General features: G+C 45.1%; 19 protein-coding genes and 1 pseudogene. 10 read left to right on the plus strand and 10 right to left on the minus strand.

The window, feature by feature from the left end; all coding sequences use genetic code 11:
• The first annotated feature begins 247 nt into the window (after positions 1-247).
• Positions 248-790 carry a zinc ribbon domain-containing protein gene (locus tag LAY57_RS10735; RefSeq protein ID WP_275993834.1) on the plus strand — a complete coding sequence of 181 codons (543 nt, stop codon included), beginning with the start codon at positions 248-250 and terminating at the stop codon, positions 788-790.
• Here LAY57_RS10735 and LAY57_RS10740 read toward each other — a convergent pair.
• From LAY57_RS10740 to LAY57_RS10760, 5 genes are all read right to left on the minus strand, one after another.
• Positions 777-1,445, minus strand: a complete 669-nt coding sequence (locus LAY57_RS10740) for an SOS response-associated peptidase (RefSeq protein WP_249066414.1) — start codon at positions 1,443-1,445, stop codon at positions 777-779. The two genes, LAY57_RS10735 and LAY57_RS10740, sit on opposite strands and share 14 nt — an antisense overlap.
• A 41-nt stretch (positions 1,446-1,486) precedes the next feature.
• Positions 1,487-2,047 (minus strand): pentapeptide repeat-containing protein, encoded by a 561-nt coding sequence (locus tag LAY57_RS10745; RefSeq protein ID WP_249066415.1) that lies wholly within the window; start codon positions 2,045-2,047, stop codon positions 1,487-1,489.
• Between the two features lie 36 nt (positions 2,048-2,083).
• Complete coding sequence (locus LAY57_RS10750) at positions 2,084-2,350, minus strand: DUF167 domain-containing protein (protein WP_338022389.1); 267 nt, start codon at positions 2,348-2,350, stop codon at positions 2,084-2,086.
• A 234-nt stretch (positions 2,351-2,584) separates the two neighbouring features.
• Positions 2,585-2,986, minus strand: coding sequence for a ribosomal maturation YjgA family protein (locus tag LAY57_RS10755; protein WP_249066416.1), 402 nt, complete (start codon positions 2,984-2,986; stop codon positions 2,585-2,587).
• 152 nt (positions 2,987-3,138) lie between these two features.
• Positions 3,139-3,657 carry a DUF2231 domain-containing protein gene (locus tag LAY57_RS10760; protein ID WP_249066417.1) on the minus strand — a complete coding sequence of 173 codons (519 nt, stop codon included), beginning with the start codon at positions 3,655-3,657 and terminating at the stop codon, positions 3,139-3,141.
• Between the two features lie 468 nt (positions 3,658-4,125).
• On the opposite strand from LAY57_RS10760, the gene LAY57_RS10765 reads away from it, so the two are divergent.
• The 4 genes from LAY57_RS10765 to LAY57_RS10780 all read left to right on the plus strand — a co-directional run bounded on the left by LAY57_RS10765 (position 4,126) and on the right by LAY57_RS10780 (position 8,104).
• Positions 4,126-5,157, plus strand: coding sequence for a hemerythrin domain-containing protein (locus tag LAY57_RS10765; RefSeq protein ID WP_249066418.1), 1,032 nt, complete (start codon positions 4,126-4,128; stop codon positions 5,155-5,157).
• A 555-nt stretch (positions 5,158-5,712) separates the two neighbouring features.
• Positions 5,713-6,939, plus strand: a complete 1,227-nt coding sequence (locus LAY57_RS10770; RefSeq protein ID WP_249066419.1) for a hypothetical protein — start codon at positions 5,713-5,715, stop codon at positions 6,937-6,939.
• Between the two features lie 14 nt (positions 6,940-6,953).
• Positions 6,954-7,367, plus strand: coding sequence for a hypothetical protein (locus LAY57_RS10775; protein ID WP_249066420.1), 414 nt, complete (start codon positions 6,954-6,956; stop codon positions 7,365-7,367).
• A 41-nt stretch (positions 7,368-7,408) separates the two neighbouring features.
• Entirely contained in the window at positions 7,409-8,104 is a 696-nt protein-coding gene (locus tag LAY57_RS10780) for a hypothetical protein (RefSeq protein ID WP_249066421.1), read from the plus strand.
• Positions 8,105-8,469: 365 nt separating this feature from the next.
• Here LAY57_RS10780 and LAY57_RS10785 read toward each other — a convergent pair whose 3' ends face one another.
• Positions 8,470-9,069: a DJ-1/PfpI family protein gene (locus tag LAY57_RS10785; protein ID WP_249066422.1), complete on the minus strand. Its 600-nt coding sequence runs from the start codon at positions 9,067-9,069 to the stop codon at positions 8,470-8,472.
• A gap of 696 nt (positions 9,070-9,765) precedes the next feature.
• On the opposite strand from LAY57_RS10785, the gene LAY57_RS10790 reads away from it, so the two are divergent.
• Positions 9,766-10,452 carry a class I SAM-dependent methyltransferase gene (locus LAY57_RS10790; protein WP_249066423.1) on the plus strand — a complete coding sequence of 229 codons (687 nt, stop codon included), beginning with the start codon at positions 9,766-9,768 and terminating at the stop codon, positions 10,450-10,452.
• 113 nt (positions 10,453-10,565) lie between these two features.
• On the opposite strand, the gene LAY57_RS10795 is transcribed toward LAY57_RS10790, so the two are convergent.
• Positions 10,566-10,715: a hypothetical protein gene (locus tag LAY57_RS10795; protein ID WP_249066424.1), complete on the minus strand. Its 150-nt coding sequence runs from the start codon at positions 10,713-10,715 to the stop codon at positions 10,566-10,568.
• 22 nt (positions 10,716-10,737) lie between these two features.
• Positions 10,738-10,833, minus strand: a pseudogene (locus LAY57_RS36475) (phage integrase N-terminal SAM-like domain-containing protein); the annotation flags it as partial.
• A gap of 295 nt (positions 10,834-11,128) precedes the next feature.
• Here LAY57_RS36475 and LAY57_RS10800 point away from each other — a divergent pair.
• Complete coding sequence (locus LAY57_RS10800) at positions 11,129-12,211, plus strand: DNA-methyltransferase (protein ID WP_249066425.1); 1,083 nt, start codon at positions 11,129-11,131, stop codon at positions 12,209-12,211.
• Positions 12,208-13,095 carry a NotI family restriction endonuclease gene (locus LAY57_RS10805; protein WP_249066426.1) on the plus strand — a complete coding sequence of 296 codons (888 nt, stop codon included), beginning with the start codon at positions 12,208-12,210 and terminating at the stop codon, positions 13,093-13,095. The genes LAY57_RS10800 and LAY57_RS10805 overlap by 4 nt, the downstream gene beginning before the upstream one ends.
• Before the next feature lie 163 nt (positions 13,096-13,258).
• On the opposite strand, the gene LAY57_RS10810 is transcribed toward LAY57_RS10805, so the two are convergent.
• Positions 13,259-13,438 (minus strand): hypothetical protein, encoded by a 180-nt coding sequence (locus LAY57_RS10810; RefSeq protein WP_249066427.1) that lies wholly within the window; start codon positions 13,436-13,438, stop codon positions 13,259-13,261.
• Between the two features lie 169 nt (positions 13,439-13,607).
• Here LAY57_RS10810 and LAY57_RS10815 point away from each other — a divergent pair, with 169 nt between their 5' ends.
• Entirely contained in the window at positions 13,608-13,808 is a 201-nt protein-coding gene (locus tag LAY57_RS10815) for a hypothetical protein (RefSeq protein WP_249066428.1), read from the plus strand.
• Positions 13,809-13,921: 113 nt separating this feature from the next.
• Here LAY57_RS10815 and LAY57_RS10820 read toward each other — a convergent pair whose 3' ends face one another.
• Positions 13,922-14,485 carry a Uma2 family endonuclease gene (locus LAY57_RS10820; protein ID WP_249066429.1) on the minus strand — a complete coding sequence of 188 codons (564 nt, stop codon included), beginning with the start codon at positions 14,483-14,485 and terminating at the stop codon, positions 13,922-13,924.
• 546 nt (positions 14,486-15,031) lie between these two features.
• On the opposite strand from LAY57_RS10820, the gene LAY57_RS10825 reads away from it, so the two are divergent.
• Positions 15,032-16,054 carry a PAS domain S-box protein gene (locus LAY57_RS10825; RefSeq protein ID WP_249066430.1) on the plus strand — a complete coding sequence of 341 codons (1,023 nt, stop codon included), beginning with the start codon at positions 15,032-15,034 and terminating at the stop codon, positions 16,052-16,054.
• The last annotated feature ends 187 nt before the right edge of the window (positions 16,055-16,241 follow it).

The following is a 16,241-nucleotide window of genomic DNA, read 5'->3' on the forward strand; positions in this document are numbered from 1 at the left end:
AGTATTAGGTATGTTGTGGCGCTAAAGCGCTTTAGGGCTGAAGCCCAACAACATACGAGTTGAGCGCTAAAGCGCAATAACATACGAATAAGAACTAAAGTCCTTACTACGAATCGTCTATCCCAGAATTTCATCGACTTGACAAACCGGGTTTCTGCGTAAGTCTTATTAATAAAAACTAAAATTGTCATTTTTACCCTAAAAATTGTTCTAAAATGAGATTAATTAATATCATTTGACTAAACTCATGATAGCTTACATAGGTGACTTAGGCAGCGGTCAACAGGTTTACATCGAAAATCAGGAACCGCAGACAGCAATAACTCTCATTAGCAGCAGTCCGGGACAGCAGCAAAGCCAAAGCAGTAGCTTTCAAACGGGTACTTGGACGAAGCCGCCTGCTTTATTCCGTAGCGCGACTGGTTTTGTGTTGCAAATTGAGGGGACAGAAGGTTCGCGCTTTGTGCGTTTGCAAGCTAATGGAATCAGTAGTTTCAGTGAAACTCCGTCACTCAGTAATGCGGAGGTTATACCACTCCAGCAGGTAGAAAAAAGCCCTCAGCCGCCAATGCAGCCGATGAAACCAATGGAACCTATGAAACCGATCGGCGATATGGAAATGCGGATGTCGCCCAATATGGAAATGCGGATGGGGAATATGGAGATGCGGATGGGTTCTGTAGAGGAAGAAACGGCTGCAACCAAGCGTTTTTGTACGGAATGCGGTAAGGTGGTGGGAGAGGTCGATCGCTTCTGCACCCATTGCGGTCATCGTCTCACACCTTCTTGATACAATCTGGGCTATCCGTTTTGGCGTTATTAACCTTTGTGGTGACTGGATAAAAGGTCATCTCTTCTGATTTGTATGGTTGCAGAAGCGATTGTAGAGATTCTGGTTTTTGCACTTCTGGATCTAGCCATTTGTCGTAGTCTTTTGGATCGAGAATTACTGGCATTCTGTGGTGAATTGGGCCCATTAACTCGTTTGATTGGGTCGTCAGAATCGTGCAAGATGCGATCGCCTCATCCTCACCTTTTGACCAGCGTTCCCATAATCCAGCAAATGCAAAAGGTTTTCCATCTTGCAAGCGGAAATAAAATGGTTGCTTCTTGCCTTCTTGTTCTTGCCATTCATAAAATCCATCAGCTAAAATTAAGCACCGCCGACGCTTAAAAGCTGACCGAAAAGCTGGCTTTTCAGCAACGGTTTCTGCCCTAGCGTTAATCAGCTTAGCACCAATTTTAATATCTTTAGACCAGGATGGAATTAAACCCCAACGCAACATTTTCAACTGCCGATTTTTATCATCGGAATCTACTAAAACTGTCGGTACTGGTTGCGTTGGCGCAATGTTGTATCGTGGCGATAGAGTCGGAACGGAGGCTAGCTGAAATATCTCAGCTACTATCTTCTCTGACTGAGTAAAGCTAAATCGTCCACACATATCTTTACAGAGTATTTATCTGTTAATTTTAACAAATATCTCTACTTATTTCCACATTTATTAACAGCGTTCCACATTTTTTCTAAAGGTAGTATCATCTGCTTAGAAAAAGATTTTATTTGCTCAATTCCAATTGCGCCGTCGATATTGGCACCTGTGAGATTGGCATTTTCCAAGTTAGCGCCCTTCAGATTAGCGCCTCTGAGGTCGGCGTTTTCCAAGTTGGCACCTTTGAGGTTAGCATTCTCCAAATTAGCACCGCTTAGGTTAGCACCACTTAAATTTGCAGGTACTAATTCTGGGCGATTACCGCACCTAAATTGAACTAATTCACCACTCAAGTCAGCATTGCTTAAATCAACGTTGCTTAGATTGGCATCTTGGAGGTTAGCGCCTACTAGATTAGCAGATCTCAAGTTAGCGTTTCTCAGGTCGCAGCTTGGACAATATTTAGTTTCCAACATCTGTCTAACTATTTGGGAATTATTATTGTAGTTGACTTGACTTTTAACTTCTTGCACGTTAACAGCAGGAGTTAGCAATGTAAAAGTTATTAAAGAAAGGGATATTTTTAGGGTGTTCATAATTGAAGGTTGTGTCATACAATAATTATGTGGAATCAATCAAAGGCTACTCATTTAAGAATCAGTAGCTATTTCAACTAGCTTGTTTTTTGAGGATAACCCTGTCTTGATACTGATTTTGGATTTGGGTACGTCAAATTTTTCAGCCAGCAGTTTAATTAGCTCTTCATTTGCCTTACCATCTACTGGAGGCGACTTCAAATGTACTGTGAGGCTTCCATCTGGGGCTTCTTCAATCTTTTGCTGTTTTGAATTAGGTTTGACTTTTACCTGTTTTTTCATGGGACTGGGTTTCCTGGTAAATGCTTGTCGCGATCGCATACTATAGCGTTTTCAAATGAGTCGTGAACACATATTTAATAGTGAATGTTGGGTTACGACGCGGGAAAACACTTATCTGTGAGCATTATTAAGTTAATTACCTCGTCTAACCCAACCTACCATTGTGTACATTTCAAATGGAAACACTATATATAGAGTGGCACCCTTATCAAAAGCATTGGCGATCGGGTACTGACGAGTCATTGGTATTTAATACTACAGATAAGCTTAACATTAGTCGTCGTGAAATCTCCAAACAAGTCGTAACCATAACCAACCGATGAAGCAGCCGATGAGATAGTGGGGAAAATCCCACCATACAAAAGTAGTTCCCAGCAGCAATTTGCCCCAGATGCTCGATCGGATTAGTTGTAAAAGGGGAGGATGCCAAAGTTGTAGAAATTCGATTATACAAGTAATGACAAATACCCATATAGGTATTTTAATCAGGGCTTGGCGGTTTGGAATCAGTAAAAATACGAATAAACACCAGGCAATTTCATAAAGAATATCACCTGCATAATCATTGAACCACCAATCGCCTGGGCCTTTGTAGAATTTGGATAGAAGGCCAAGCGGCGTGACAACGATCAGCGAGAGGATAGTCAGTTGGCGAATAGTTGCTTTTTGAAGCATTTAGGTAAAAACGAAAACCTGTCTGAGATAAATTATCGCTCAGACAGGTACTCACTTTAAAAGTAGGTTGCAGTCGGATGAAGTACATAGAAACCCGGTTTCTTGAAGAAACCGGGTTTCTATGTATCTCACTCACCTGAAAAGGGCTGTAATTATCTGTGTGCGTCGCCGTAGCCAATCACAGCAACTTTATGTCGGTAAACAAGTTCGGCACCGTACCAACCCGAAAGACCGAGAAGTGTAGCCACAAGGAGGGAAATTGTGAGTCCTATGGGCAAAATTGCTCCGGCGGTGTTGCCCCAACGCAGTATCAGGTTGATAGTTGTGAGAACGATCGCACTAACGTTGAGTAGCAGATGCGCCCACCCAGCACTGCGCTTGCGGACTCGTTCAATTCTGAGAAAATCCATAATGCCGGTGAGTGCTGCTAGCAAGGCCGAAGCCAACCCAGCGGCCAGCAGCCAAAAAGATGCTTGCGCCCAGAAGAAATCCTTTGTCCACCAATATACTAGGTCGGTTGCCGCTAGTCCCACCAGAAAAGCGATTGGAAAGGTGACGATGAGAGGATGCAGGGGATGTCCTGCGATCGCAACTGTACTGGTTACCCCGCTATCGCGATAATCTGTCTCATCACTTTCAATCAGCGGGGGGAGATTGGGAGTTTGTGTCATACTTCTCTCTCTTGTTTTTATCGTTTCTAAAGTTGATAAATTTTGACGATAGTTCCTTTTTCTCGGCCTGCTAAAGTTCTGGGAAATGGTTATTCCCATTTCAGCCGAGTTCTATCAACACCAGCGCAGTAGAGACTGTTATGGCGTCACTTCCCTATCTCTTTTTTTCCTCTTATTGAGTAAATCTAGGGTATCCCTATCAAAAGCGTATCTGTCTGGGGATGGAAGAGATATTTAACTGTTATCTATCTATAAGTAGAAACTTATATCCAAGTAATGTTGTAGCTATTAATGTAGAATTTGAAAAGGTTATTTTAGCAAATGTTCGCGATGTTTAGAGATAAATTAAAACTCGAATGAATTCACTTATAATTCAGTCAAAAGAAAGATGGCTTAACTGGAACCTTATGCGATTATCGTATAAGGTTCCCATTGCAAAGTAACACGATTAAGAGAGGAGAACAAACGATGGTATCGACTATTGACGACACCAAGCGTACTGCTATTGCCATGAAATTGGGTGATATGAAAGCGGTGCAAAACCTACTGATCTCGAATGAGGAAGCATTGATAAAAGAGTGTGGAGATCGAGAAATTTGCGATCGCCTGCGCGATATGCTGGAAGACGATCGCAAAAACATGGGTGTTCTAGACACTGTGATTGTTCAGTATGGTGTCAAGGGAGAGCCGAAGCATACAACGACCAAACTGATTGCGGAAACTCGGAAACTCATGGAAGGTTCAGAGTTGACCCTGTTTGAGAAAGTAAGCCAACATGAATTGCTCAAGCATAAGCAAACGATGAGTGGACTGCTAATTCACAAAGCTGCTCAAATTGTTGGCGCTGACGTTGAAGTTGCGATCGCTCCTTTGAATACTGTTAACTTTGAGAACCGGGCTCACCAAGAGCAACTCAAAGGAATCCTGGAAATACTGGGCACCCGCGAACTGACGGGCAAAGATCCAGATCAAGGAATCTGGGCACGGGTTCAAGATGCCGTCGCCGCTTTCACAGGTGTTGCAGGTAGCGTTGTTACTCGCAGCAAGAGCGATATGAACATTCAAGAGCTGATCAAAATGGATCACACCAAGGTGAATCTTCTGTTCACCCAGTTTCAATCTACTGAAGATCCTCAAAAGCTCCAAGAGTATTTCGGTCAGATATACAAAGATCTGAGCGCTCATTCCGAAGCTGAAGAAGAAGTTGTCTACCCAGCAGTACGTCCTTACTACGGAAAAACCGAAGATCTGTATAAAGAACAAGCTGAAATGAAACAGGTGCTGGAAAAGATTAAGTCTATCAGCCCCTCTTCACCAACCTTCAAAAACGAAGTTAAACAGCTGATAAATGCTGTTATGCACCACGTGCAGCAAGAAGAGAACGAAATGTTCGCGAAAATCCGCGACAACTTCAGTGAACAGCAGCAGGAAAAAATGGCTACCGATTTCAAGACAGCTAAGAGCAAGTTCCAAGATCAACTGGCAGCTTCCAAGAAGTAGTAACGTAAGTTGCTAGCTATATTCTTGAGGCTGATAGCGCTCGATAGTTAGTAGTAAATAGCAATCTTCCCGCGTTTCCAGGTTCTATCTGGAAACGCCTTTTTTTGTAGGTTGGGCTTTGGTGAAGCGAAACGCAACCTACTGTCGCAAGTCTATTTTTCGGCGGACGCGAAGGGATTGTGATGGAGAGCCTATTTAGCACATCACCCGCAAGGCTGACATTTCTGCCGTAAGAAGCACAATCCCAAGTTTTTTCGGCATTGTTCCAGTTAATAACGATCGGTGTATAGGAACTAAGTATTAGTTTGAATCGTCGCCTACCGATAGACTCGCTTTATCCTTCTTTCGTAAATAGGCTGCGTCAGCTGTCGTAAGATAGTTTACGATAGTAAGCAATAGAGTGCGATCGCTCTTCTGCCTGTGGGCATATCGCTCTTTAATATACGGATAAAGCATCAGGGTAACTAACCTTGACATTTTATGGGTGCTAAACCTTGCTCAGGGTGCGGCATTTCCAAGATCTCTTTTGGTGTGAGTTTTGTGAGACTACATTTTATGCGTTTATCAACTGTTGCTGTTTATACGTTAGCTGCTCTGGCAGCAGGGGCTCTGAGCGCCGAAGCCAACCCCAGCCAGAGTAAGCACTCTCCTCCGATAGAACAATCGATCGCACTCTCCTCGGCGTTGAAGGAGGCAGTTGCGCCACCGGAAACTCTAGCAGCACAACTAGCTGCCGAGATAGAAAGCGATCGCACAAACGTTTTAGGGCAAGTCGGATCGTTCCCAGAAAAAGCCCAACCTACAGATAACCTCGTTTCTCAGTTATCAACCACAAATACTAACGAGCCAGGATCGACTGAGTTACTTTTGACAGAAGGCCCTGGTGCTGAGGCACTCCGCGCCAACGACTTCGTTTCCCAATCATCCCTTACCGCCGATGTCAACCAGCTGGTAAATCCGCCCACACAAAACCGGCCTACTGCTTGCGGTCAACAAACCACACAAAACTCCGATCCTGCCGGGTCTACTCAGGTAGCTCAAAGAACGGCGAGAGAGTGCCCCCGTCCGGAACGAATTACCCCACTGGCAATACCAGAAGTAGAAGATGAATTTGAATCTTCTCCCGGTCTGAGCCTTTATATCCCCGTAGGTTTTGGGGCCGATCGAAACACCGTCTTTATCGGCGGCACCTATCAAAACACCACACGAGACGACGAGGACGACAATAATGGCAATGTTGGGGTTGGGATTGGCTTAGGCGATGCCGATAGATTAGTGGGCGTCGAACTGTCCTATGCCTTTGAAAATTTTAATGATGAAGATGACTTTGGCGAAGGCGGCTTTAATGCTAAACTGCATCGTCGCTTTGGAGATAGCTTCTCAGTAGCAGCGGGCTACAACGGCTTCGTAAATATCGGTAGCAACGACTTTGAACATTCCCGCTATGGAGTGATTACCAAAATCTTTCGGACGCGAGAATCTATTCGCTCTCCTTTGAGTCGTGTCGCCCTCACTCTCGGTGTAGGGGATGGACAGTTTCGATCGAATGGTGCGATCGATGCTGGTGATAACGACCCCAACTTTTTTGGGAATATAGCCCTCCGCATTATCCGACCTGTCAGTTTTATTACAGAGTGGACAGGAACAGACCTAGCATTGGGACTTTCGATCGCACCGTTTAAACGCTTTCCTTGGGTGATTACCCCAGCCGTGCGCGACCTCGCCGGTAGAGGTGACGACCCTCGATTTGTGTTAGGTTCTGGAATTTCATTTCAGTTTTAAGTAGGAGGTGCTATATGCGGACAATTAAATCCCTTGCTTGGGTCGTTGGTCTATCTGTAGTTGCCGGGTCGCTAACGGTTGGGCCAGTCAGGGCTGACCACGCTCCCGATATCACGGGAACCAATTATTGGAACAACACAGCGCCCCGATTCGGTGGTCGGGGCGGTCGGTTAGATCCCCAGTTGGCCGATCGCGTCAGAAGGTTCAACGATGAATCCCAACAAGCCTATAACGCTTGTCTGGCGGCAGTCGAAGCGGCACCGCCAAGTGCGGGCGGCCCCCGACAGTATTTAAGAAATCCCCAAGAAGTTGCAGGCGAATATCCAGCTGCGTGTCAGCGGCTGAATGCCTTAAGGAATGATCGAGACAACTTGAGGAACGAATTGGAACGAGTAGGACAAATAAGTCCAGCTTTTAAGAGTTGGTAGAGTTTCGCCCCCATAGTGAGTGAGGAGAAGTGATAACAGCTATGATGCAGAAAAAGCTTAAGAGATATCGGGCAGCCGGGGTGCATTTGCTGATGGGAGCGATCGCCGCCGGACTTGTAGGGAGCTTCTCGACAGCAGTTAAAGCTCAGATGACCGTCCCGTCTCGCGGTATCCAATATAACGAAGATACCCTGATCGAATTTGAATTCAGAGAATCCCACGGCTATTACAGGTCAACCTTTGGCGTCATCAACTTAGCTACCCGTGAAATGACCGATCTGATTGCCGAAGTTAAACCCTTTGACGACTTCAGCGATCGATCCGAACTTAATAATCCCTCCACGCGCACCGATGACGCTGGCACGTCCAGGGATTTTCTGGGGACACCCGGTAACTCGGTGCCAGATCCCATCAGGCGGTTTACGTTTGATGCCAATACTCAGTATGCCTTCTACCTAAAGGTTTTTCGCCCCAACGGTACGCTTCTAACCACACTTTACTCGACAAAATTCGAGCAACTTGCTGGTAGCCAAGAGACAGATTCTGCTCAGTCTGTAGGTGGTTTATCTGACGGAACGGTGGGCGATCGCAAAGGCGTCCGCATCAGCTGGGATGATACCGGAGTACTGCGACCCGACGGTGTTCGTCCTCCTGGAAAAGATCGCGACTTCGACGACTTCATTGTCGAAGCTGGCGGTTTTCTAGTCACCTCCGCCCCTTGCCCCAGAGTTAAGTAATACAGCTCTTTGAGGTTAGTGAGGTATAGAAAAACCCGGTTTCTTCAAGAAACCGGGTTTTTGGGCTGTACTGTTGCTCCACTTCATGTATAGCTAGGGACTAGGGGCTAGGGGCTAGGGACTAGGGAAGAGGGAAGAGGGAAAAGGTTACTCCGTAAGGGATTTGGAAAATAAGTAAGAGTTGGAGTTGCCCTAAACGACGAGAGCGGTTGCTATAAATTGTCGGGGCGGGTTTTGTCATGATTCTTGTCGGTTAGCCACAAATTATCTGCCAAGGTAAATTGTAGGGGCGGGTTTTGCCATGATTCTTGTCGGTTAGCCACAAATTATCTGCCAAACCCGCCCCTACGAACTCGGCTTTTGATTTAGACAGCAGCCATCTCTGGATGCTCAATCCTTGTTCCCAGAAGTTTGAGGAATTCAGCCAGCCAGCGGGGATGGGCGGGCCAAGCCGGTGCCGTCACCAGATTGCCATCAACCATCGCCTCATCTACGGGAATATGAGCGTAGAGTCCGCCAGCCATAGTCACATCTGGGCCACAGGCGGGATATGCCGTGCAACTCTTACCTTCCAGGACTCCAGCAGCCGCCAAAACCTGCAATCCGTGGCATATTGCCGCAATAGGTTTATTCGCTTCGGCAAAGTGGCGGGTAATATCCAGCACCTTCTCATTTAAACGAATGTACTCCGGCGCACGTCCCCCAGGTACTACTAAGGCGTCGTAAGCTTCTGCTTCCACTTCATCAAAGTCGGCGTTTAACGTAAAATTATGACCTGGTTTCTCGCTATAGGTTCGATCGCCCTCAAAGTCGTGAACGGCTGTTCGCACTTTTTCACCAGCTTTTTTGTCGGGACAAACAACATGAACGGTGTGTCCAACCATCTGTAGGGCTTGGAACGGCACCATCACTTCGTAATCTTCCACATAATCACCGACAAGCATCAAAATCTTCTTGGCAGCCATATTTTAAATCCTTCTTGACTTAGCTAAATTCACGATCGCAACCAACTAAATAAGCCTTCTACTGTAAGGCTAAAATCTTTGGCAAATTCTGGCACTGGCAAAAGTGTTCCAGCTTCGTCGTAAAAAGCGATCGATCTGGCAGATAGACAAACACAGATTGTTCCGTTCTGAAAAACTTACTCAAACTTACTCATCAAACTCCAGAAATTTGAATATAAGTAGGTTTGACGTTTCCTTCCTGTGTTAAACGACACCGAAAACTCAATGTTAAGTTAATCGTTGCACCTTTTCCTGAAAAACAGCGCGGTTCTGACCAATTTTTCTTCCAAGCTTCTTCTCAACACCCCTTGAATTTAAGACGTGAGTGTAGATCATCGTCGTTTTGACATCTTTGTGTCCCAGTAACTCCTGAATTGTGAAGATATGCGGAAATTTTCCTCAGATCCACCTCGATCGGCGTATTATGCGGAAACTTTCCTCAGATCCACCTGTTTTGGGAGGATGGCAAGAAAAAAACTACCTATCCACCTGTTTTGGGGTGGATCTGAGGAAAAATTCTCTCTAATAACAAGTTATGCCGCAAGTCCTCGGTGGGGGCGGTTCTTGAAGCTTGGCTGACAGTGTTGAAGGTTCAGTTACCTTGAGGTTATCTGTAGGACGATAATTCAGTGTTGATCTGTAGGATGATGAATCAGTATGAATGAGAGCCTAACGCAGAAGATACAGAATGATTTTGATCGCATTGCTCTACATGAGCAAGAGGGATGGGATCACAATAATCACTATCACCGCTTTCTGCTTAAGCAGTTACCATCTCAACGCCAAACTGTACTTGAAATTGGTTGTGGAACAGGTGAATTTTCGCGTCTTCTCTCAAAACGTTTTGAAAGGGTTGTTGCAATCGACTTATCCCCAAATATGATCGAGGTTGCCAAGCAGCGTTCAAGACAGTTCACCAACATTGATTTCCAAGTGGCTGATGTCTTGCGGTGGGAGCCAGTAGCCGAACAATTTGATTCGATTGTGTCTATTGCCACGCTTCATCATTTGTCAGTTGAAGGCTTGTTACCAAATCTCAAGGCTGCTTTGAAACCTGGTGGCAGACTGATAATCCTGGATTTGCTAGAACATGAAAGCTGGCGAGATAAGTTAAGCGATTTTATTGCAGTTCCTCTAAATTGGCTATTTCAGACGCTCAAGAATAGCCGTATCCAACAATCGCCTGAAGCAGCAGCAGCAATGAGGGAGCATCTCCGCACAGACGAGTACCTCACTCTTTCGCAAGCACGACAAATTTACACAAGCTCATTAAGGAGAGCAAAAGTCAGAAAACATTTATTTTGGCGTTATTCAGTAGTTTGGGGGAAACCAGCTGCGGCATAACAATCCCAATGCACCGGAACAAAGTCAAGTGATCAGTGAGTTGCAAAGGTTGTCTGTGTCCGGTGATTTGAGCCGTTATACTTATCCTGAAAAGTCCTCTCAGGATGAGAAAGTTATAACTGGTTTGTATCCAGGGAGATTACCTGATCGGGTGCCAGAATACCTCCAACCGCGATCGCTTCCAATTTTCCCGTTTCCTGGGGATGCTGAGTCTTGACTTTGGCGATCGCCTCGCCCCATTTGACTGGGATGCCGCTTGTCATGGAACAGAATATACCGCCTGACCCACTGCACGTAGGTTTCCTCAGTTCGGTAAGCATAATGCTTAAGCCGAATGGCATCTCGCAGTTGGTCTAAAAGCTTTTTGGGACGCGGTTCCATGAGTAGACGAGAGCCACAAGAATAAACTACGTATATGATACTTGAGTAGGAGTCCGTACAGATCTGAAGATATGCTGAAATTTTATGTCGATTTACCCCGATCGATGTACTATACGGAAAGATTCCACCGATCTAGCTAATTGGGGGTGATCTGCGGAAGCTGTCTGCCGATCCACGTGTTTTGGGATGGATCTGCGGAAAGATTCCGTCTAATAACAAGTTAGGCAGCAAATCCCAGAACGACGAACCTCGTATCAGCAAATTCCTCAAATTCAAGTAAAGTTATGAAGTGTAGTTGCAAGGTGTTTCGATGGTTCTGGGGAGTAAACTTTTAGAGAATATAAATACGGTTAAGGATTATGTCACTGCACCAGACCCTGCACCGCTGTTCTTACAGGGTGACAGTTCTGCACTCCTAAAGCTTTTTCCCGATAGTTGTATTGATTGTGTCATGACTTCTCCACCTTATTGGGGGCATAGAGCTTATGCCAATGGAGGCATTGGGCTTGAAGATACATGGGACGACTACATTAATAACTTGCTTGCGATCTTTTGTGAAATAAAGCGAGTTCTTAAGCCTAGTGGCTCTTTTTGGCTAAACATTGGCGATTCTTATCAACATAAATCGTTAGTTGGCATACCGTGGCGAGTTGCACTTGCCATGATCGATCAGCAAAGCTGGATTCTTCGGAATAGCGTCATTTGGAATAAAGTGAAGGGCGCTCCCGACAACGCAAAAGATAAACTCCGAAACGTATATGAGCCTTTTTTCCATTTTGTAAAGACAGACTCCTACTTTTACGATGTTGATGCAATTCGCTCGAAGCCAGGACAGTCTAAAGTCGTCAATGGTTCTGTAGTTTCCGCAACAGGTGTCTCTGGTGTACGCTATCGCCGCCAGATTGAGTTATCTACAGCACTCAATGATACTGAACGCGCCAATGCTCTTGATGCTCTTAACGCAGTGTTGGAAGAAGTGCGATTAGGTAGATTGTCTGACTTTCGCATGATTATTCGCGGACAGCAACGAACAACACATTCTGACTCAGCTAAGGTTTCTGGACGAGCGCGTGAACTTGCTGAACGTGGCTTTTATTTCCTTAAATACCATCCAAATGGTAGTAAACCTAGTGATGTCTGGGATATTTTACCAGAAGATACTCAGAAGCGAAAACTTCACTTTGCACCTTATCCTGAGGATCTCTGCAAAATCCCAATTCTTGCTACATGCCCACAGTCTGGCATTGTCCTAGACCCGTTCATGGGAACAGGCACAACAGGTTTAGTCGCATTTCAACTACAACGAAAATCGATTGGAGTTGATATTTCAGGTGAGTATGTAACCATTGCTCGTGAAAGATGTGGACTACTCCCATGACTAAGGTCGCCGAATTATACGGAAATCCTACAAACCAGTCGCTCTCTTGGGGCGACATTGCCTCTAGCCAAAGTTGCCCTTTCCTATCTCGCAAATGCCTCAAAAATCGAAAAAGTGAACCTGACCTGACGATTGGCTCATGTACAGTTTCTTATGGGAGAGAAGCTCGAAACATTATTATCTGCCCATTTCGGCTTCTTGAGCGCAGTCAAATTTTTACAGACTGTATTCACCTATTAACCCTTCATGAACCTGGTAATGAACTTCGGATTATTCCTGAAATTGCAGTACCAGGGGGCAGCATAGATTATTGTCTTGCTTCTGTACGCTCAGGAAAAGTCATAGATTTCGTTGGCATTGAACTGCAAACCCTTGACACCACTGGCACGGTATGGCCAGAACGACAACGGTTTCTCCAACGTCATGGTGTTGCAGTGAAGGATACAGATGTCGCATCAAAGAAAGGATTTGGCATGAACTGGAAGATGACTGCAAAGACAATCTTGATGCAACTCCACCACAAAATTCACACGTTTGAACATCTCAGTAAGCACCTTGTCCTAGTGGCGCAAGACTGCCTCATCGATTATATGCAACGAGAATTTTCTTTTGAGCATATTCAAGATGCTCGCCTTGGAAATCCCATGCACTTTCACTCTTATGAGTTGCTTGCAGAGACTTCAGGTTATCGTATTCAACTTACAGAGCGTTGGAGTACAGATGCGAATGGAATCGCCCAGTGCCTCGGTCTACAGACCAGTCCAAGAGTAGAGTTGGAGGCTATGTTGAGACAAATCGAAGAAAAATTACCCCAAAGCACTTTATTGTTTGTTGGGCAGCCATTACCTGTATCTACACATGAGGATGTCGCTGATGATAGCTAAAGGCTTTAGAGCAAAAGTTACTTGTCGATTGCCAGCAGAAAGCTGCCTAACAATTCAAATGCAGCGGACGGTTGTAAGTCGTTGGTGCTGAGTTCGAGGTTGCTTGCCGCCGCTGATTTGAGCCGTTATGCTTATCCTGAAAAGTTCTCTCAGGATGAGAAAGTTATAACAGGTTTGTATCCAGGGAGATCACCTGATCGGATGCCAGAATACCTCCAACTGCGATCGCTTCCAGTTTTCCAGTTTCCTGGGGATGCTGAGTCTTGACTTTGGCGAGTCCTACGGAAAGCTTCGCTAACGCCTCCTCAATCCTTGCTGCCTGAGCAATGTAGAATTGAAACAAGTAAGTAGCTTTTAACCTGGCAACGTAGATTGGGTTGATTGCGATCGAAAATCTAATATACCTTCAGGGTTTCTACGTTGCATGATTTATGTCACACAACACTGGTTGAGTTTGGCTACTGAGGGTTATCATGAGAATGGTAAGCCATCTGTAAACTTCTTTCAAGCTTATGAGTAATTTGCAAGAAATCGAACGTGCTATCAGTCAACTATCAGCGGAAGAGCTTGCCGATTTCCGAGTCTGGTTTGATGCGTTTGATGCAGAAGTATGGGATCGGCAGTTTGAGGAAGATGTCGCAGCAGGTCGGCTCGATAATTTGGCTCAACGCGCACTGCAACATTTGCGTGAAGGACGTTGTACTGATCTGTGAGACAAATGCTTATCCAGTCTACTTTTGAGCTATAGTTGTCGCCCCTTCAGCACCGACAAGCATCAAAATCTTCTTGGCAGCCATATTTTAAATCCTTCTTGACTTAGCTAAACTCACTCTAGCAACCAATTAAACAAGCCTTCTACTCTAAGGCTAAAATCTTTGGCAAATTCTGGCACTGGCAAAAGTGTTCCAGCTTCGTCGTAAAAAGCGATCGATCGATCTGGCAGATAGACAAACACAGATTGTTCACCTGGATCGATCAGCCACCCCATCTGAGTTCCATATTTGAGGCACTGCAAAATATTCTTGATAACTTTAGTTTGGCTTTGATCGGGAGATAAAATTTCGATTGTCCAATCGGGAGCAATTGAAAAGACGTTATCAACCCCACCATTTTCCTTACGTGGGATTCTGTCCCACAGAAACACAGAAATGTCAGGTACAATTGAGCGTCCACCAAAGGTACAACGAAGCTCTGAGAAAGCCCGCGCAGTCTGTTTGGGTTTGACGACCGAGTTGATTGCAGGTGCTAACTCAGTTTGAATTGCGCTGTGTTCTCCTTGTGGCATAGCTTTTTGAATAATATGCCCATCAATATATTCGCTAGCAGGTTCTGTCTCCGGCAGCGTCAGGAATTCTTCTAGAGTAAGGGGTTTGGCAGGGGTCTGTACCATTTAAAGTTTATTTAAGACAGGTAAGTTGCACTGCTTCTACAAGTTATATCATGTCCGGTAGCATCGGGACGCTAAAAAATCTCTTTTCAGCATCTGCGTTCATCTGCGGTAAAAATTTAACCAATAATGACCACAGACAAGGCCGATGTAACCGGATTCAGAACCGTAGAATGGTACTTAAAACCTATCCTTCAAGTATGTTTTGGATATTTTTTACCGCAGATAAACGCAGATGAATACAGATATATAGTCGCCTGCAAACAGACTTTTCGGATCGGATATTACAGCATCTCTTCATATTTTTCGAGATGCTCAGAGTGACGGAATACCGTTTCAGTGCGTAAGTCCTAAAATCGTTGTAGCGGATGGAACAGAGGTTGTCGGTGAGGATCGAAAGCTACCTACTGCCGCTCAAGTTTGCCGTTATGCCGCTTTTTAACTCGTTCCTAATTAATTTCTGCCTACCGATAGAGCCAAAATCGAAAAAATTCCTTTAGATTAATGTACACCTTTAAACGTATTAATAAAGAATTAGGCAATAGCTAAATGAAAAACGGAAAACTAGCTACGCCCAAAACCCTAGAAAGGTTCGTGCGTAGCGATACAGTTGAGGCGAAATTGCACTTGTACGAACGAGCGATCGCGGCAACCAGCACGGGAATCGTAATTGCGGACGCTCTTTTACCAGATTTACCAATTATTTACTGCAATTCGGCTTTTGAGCAACTTACAGGTTATTCAACCGGGGAAGTTTTAGGGCGCAACTGCTGCTTTTTACAAGGGCGGGACACCGACCCATCTGCCGTAGCGCAAATTCGGGAAGCAGTGCGCGATCGGCGGGAATGCCGAGTGGTATTGAAAAACTATCGGAAAAACGGCACCCATTTTTGGAATCAATTAACAATTTCTCCAGTCAGTGACGCCAGCGGTAGCGTCACTCATTTTATTGGGGTACAGCTGGATGTAACTCAGCAACAAGAAGCTCAAAGGAGATTGCAAGAGCAATCTGCCGCCATGAGTGCTGCGATCGATGGCATGGCTATTGTTAACCAAAAAGGAGAATTTGTTTATCTAAATGAAGCTTACGCCCAACTTTATGGATATGAGTTTGCAGAAGAACTAATCGGAAAAAGCTGGAAAAGTCTTTACGATGAAGCGGAACTGAGAATATTTAAGCAATATATTTTACCTGCTGTGGATAAACACGGACGGTGGCGGGGTGAAGCGGTCGGTTTACGACAAAATGGCAGCAAGTATCGGCAAGAATTATCTTTGAGCGCGATCGAAGCAGAGATGGGAATGGTTTGCGTAGTGCGGGATATTAGCGATCGCAAACGAGCGGAAGTCGCACTGCAACAGCAAAATGAAGCCCTCGAACGCCGCCTCACCGTAGGCAGCGTAGAATTGAGAAAAGTCATTGACAAGCTGCATAGGGAAACGCTTGAACGCCAACAGGCGCAAGCAATTTCACGGGAAAGCGAAGCACTTCTGCGCCCAATTGTCACCAATTTACCGATCATCCTATATGCAACCGATAAAAAAGGCGAGGTTACACTTTCTGAGGGGTAAATGCAGTTCCAAAAAATCTAGCTAATTCTCCTCAATCCTACTCATTTTTATAGCTAAATGCCAATAGTGAGTAAGTTTTGGTGTGGCTTTTCAGAAAGCTCTTCTCGCAGTATAATCAAAACATGAAGCTAGTTGAACGTCATATCATTACAAAAAACCATCCCCTCTGGTCAGAAATTGACCACAA

Origin of the sequence: Argonema antarcticum A004/B2 (assembly GCF_023333585.1) — a bacterium.
GTDB classification, from domain to species: domain Bacteria; phylum Cyanobacteriota; class Cyanobacteriia; order Cyanobacteriales; family Aerosakkonemataceae; genus Argonema; species Argonema antarcticum.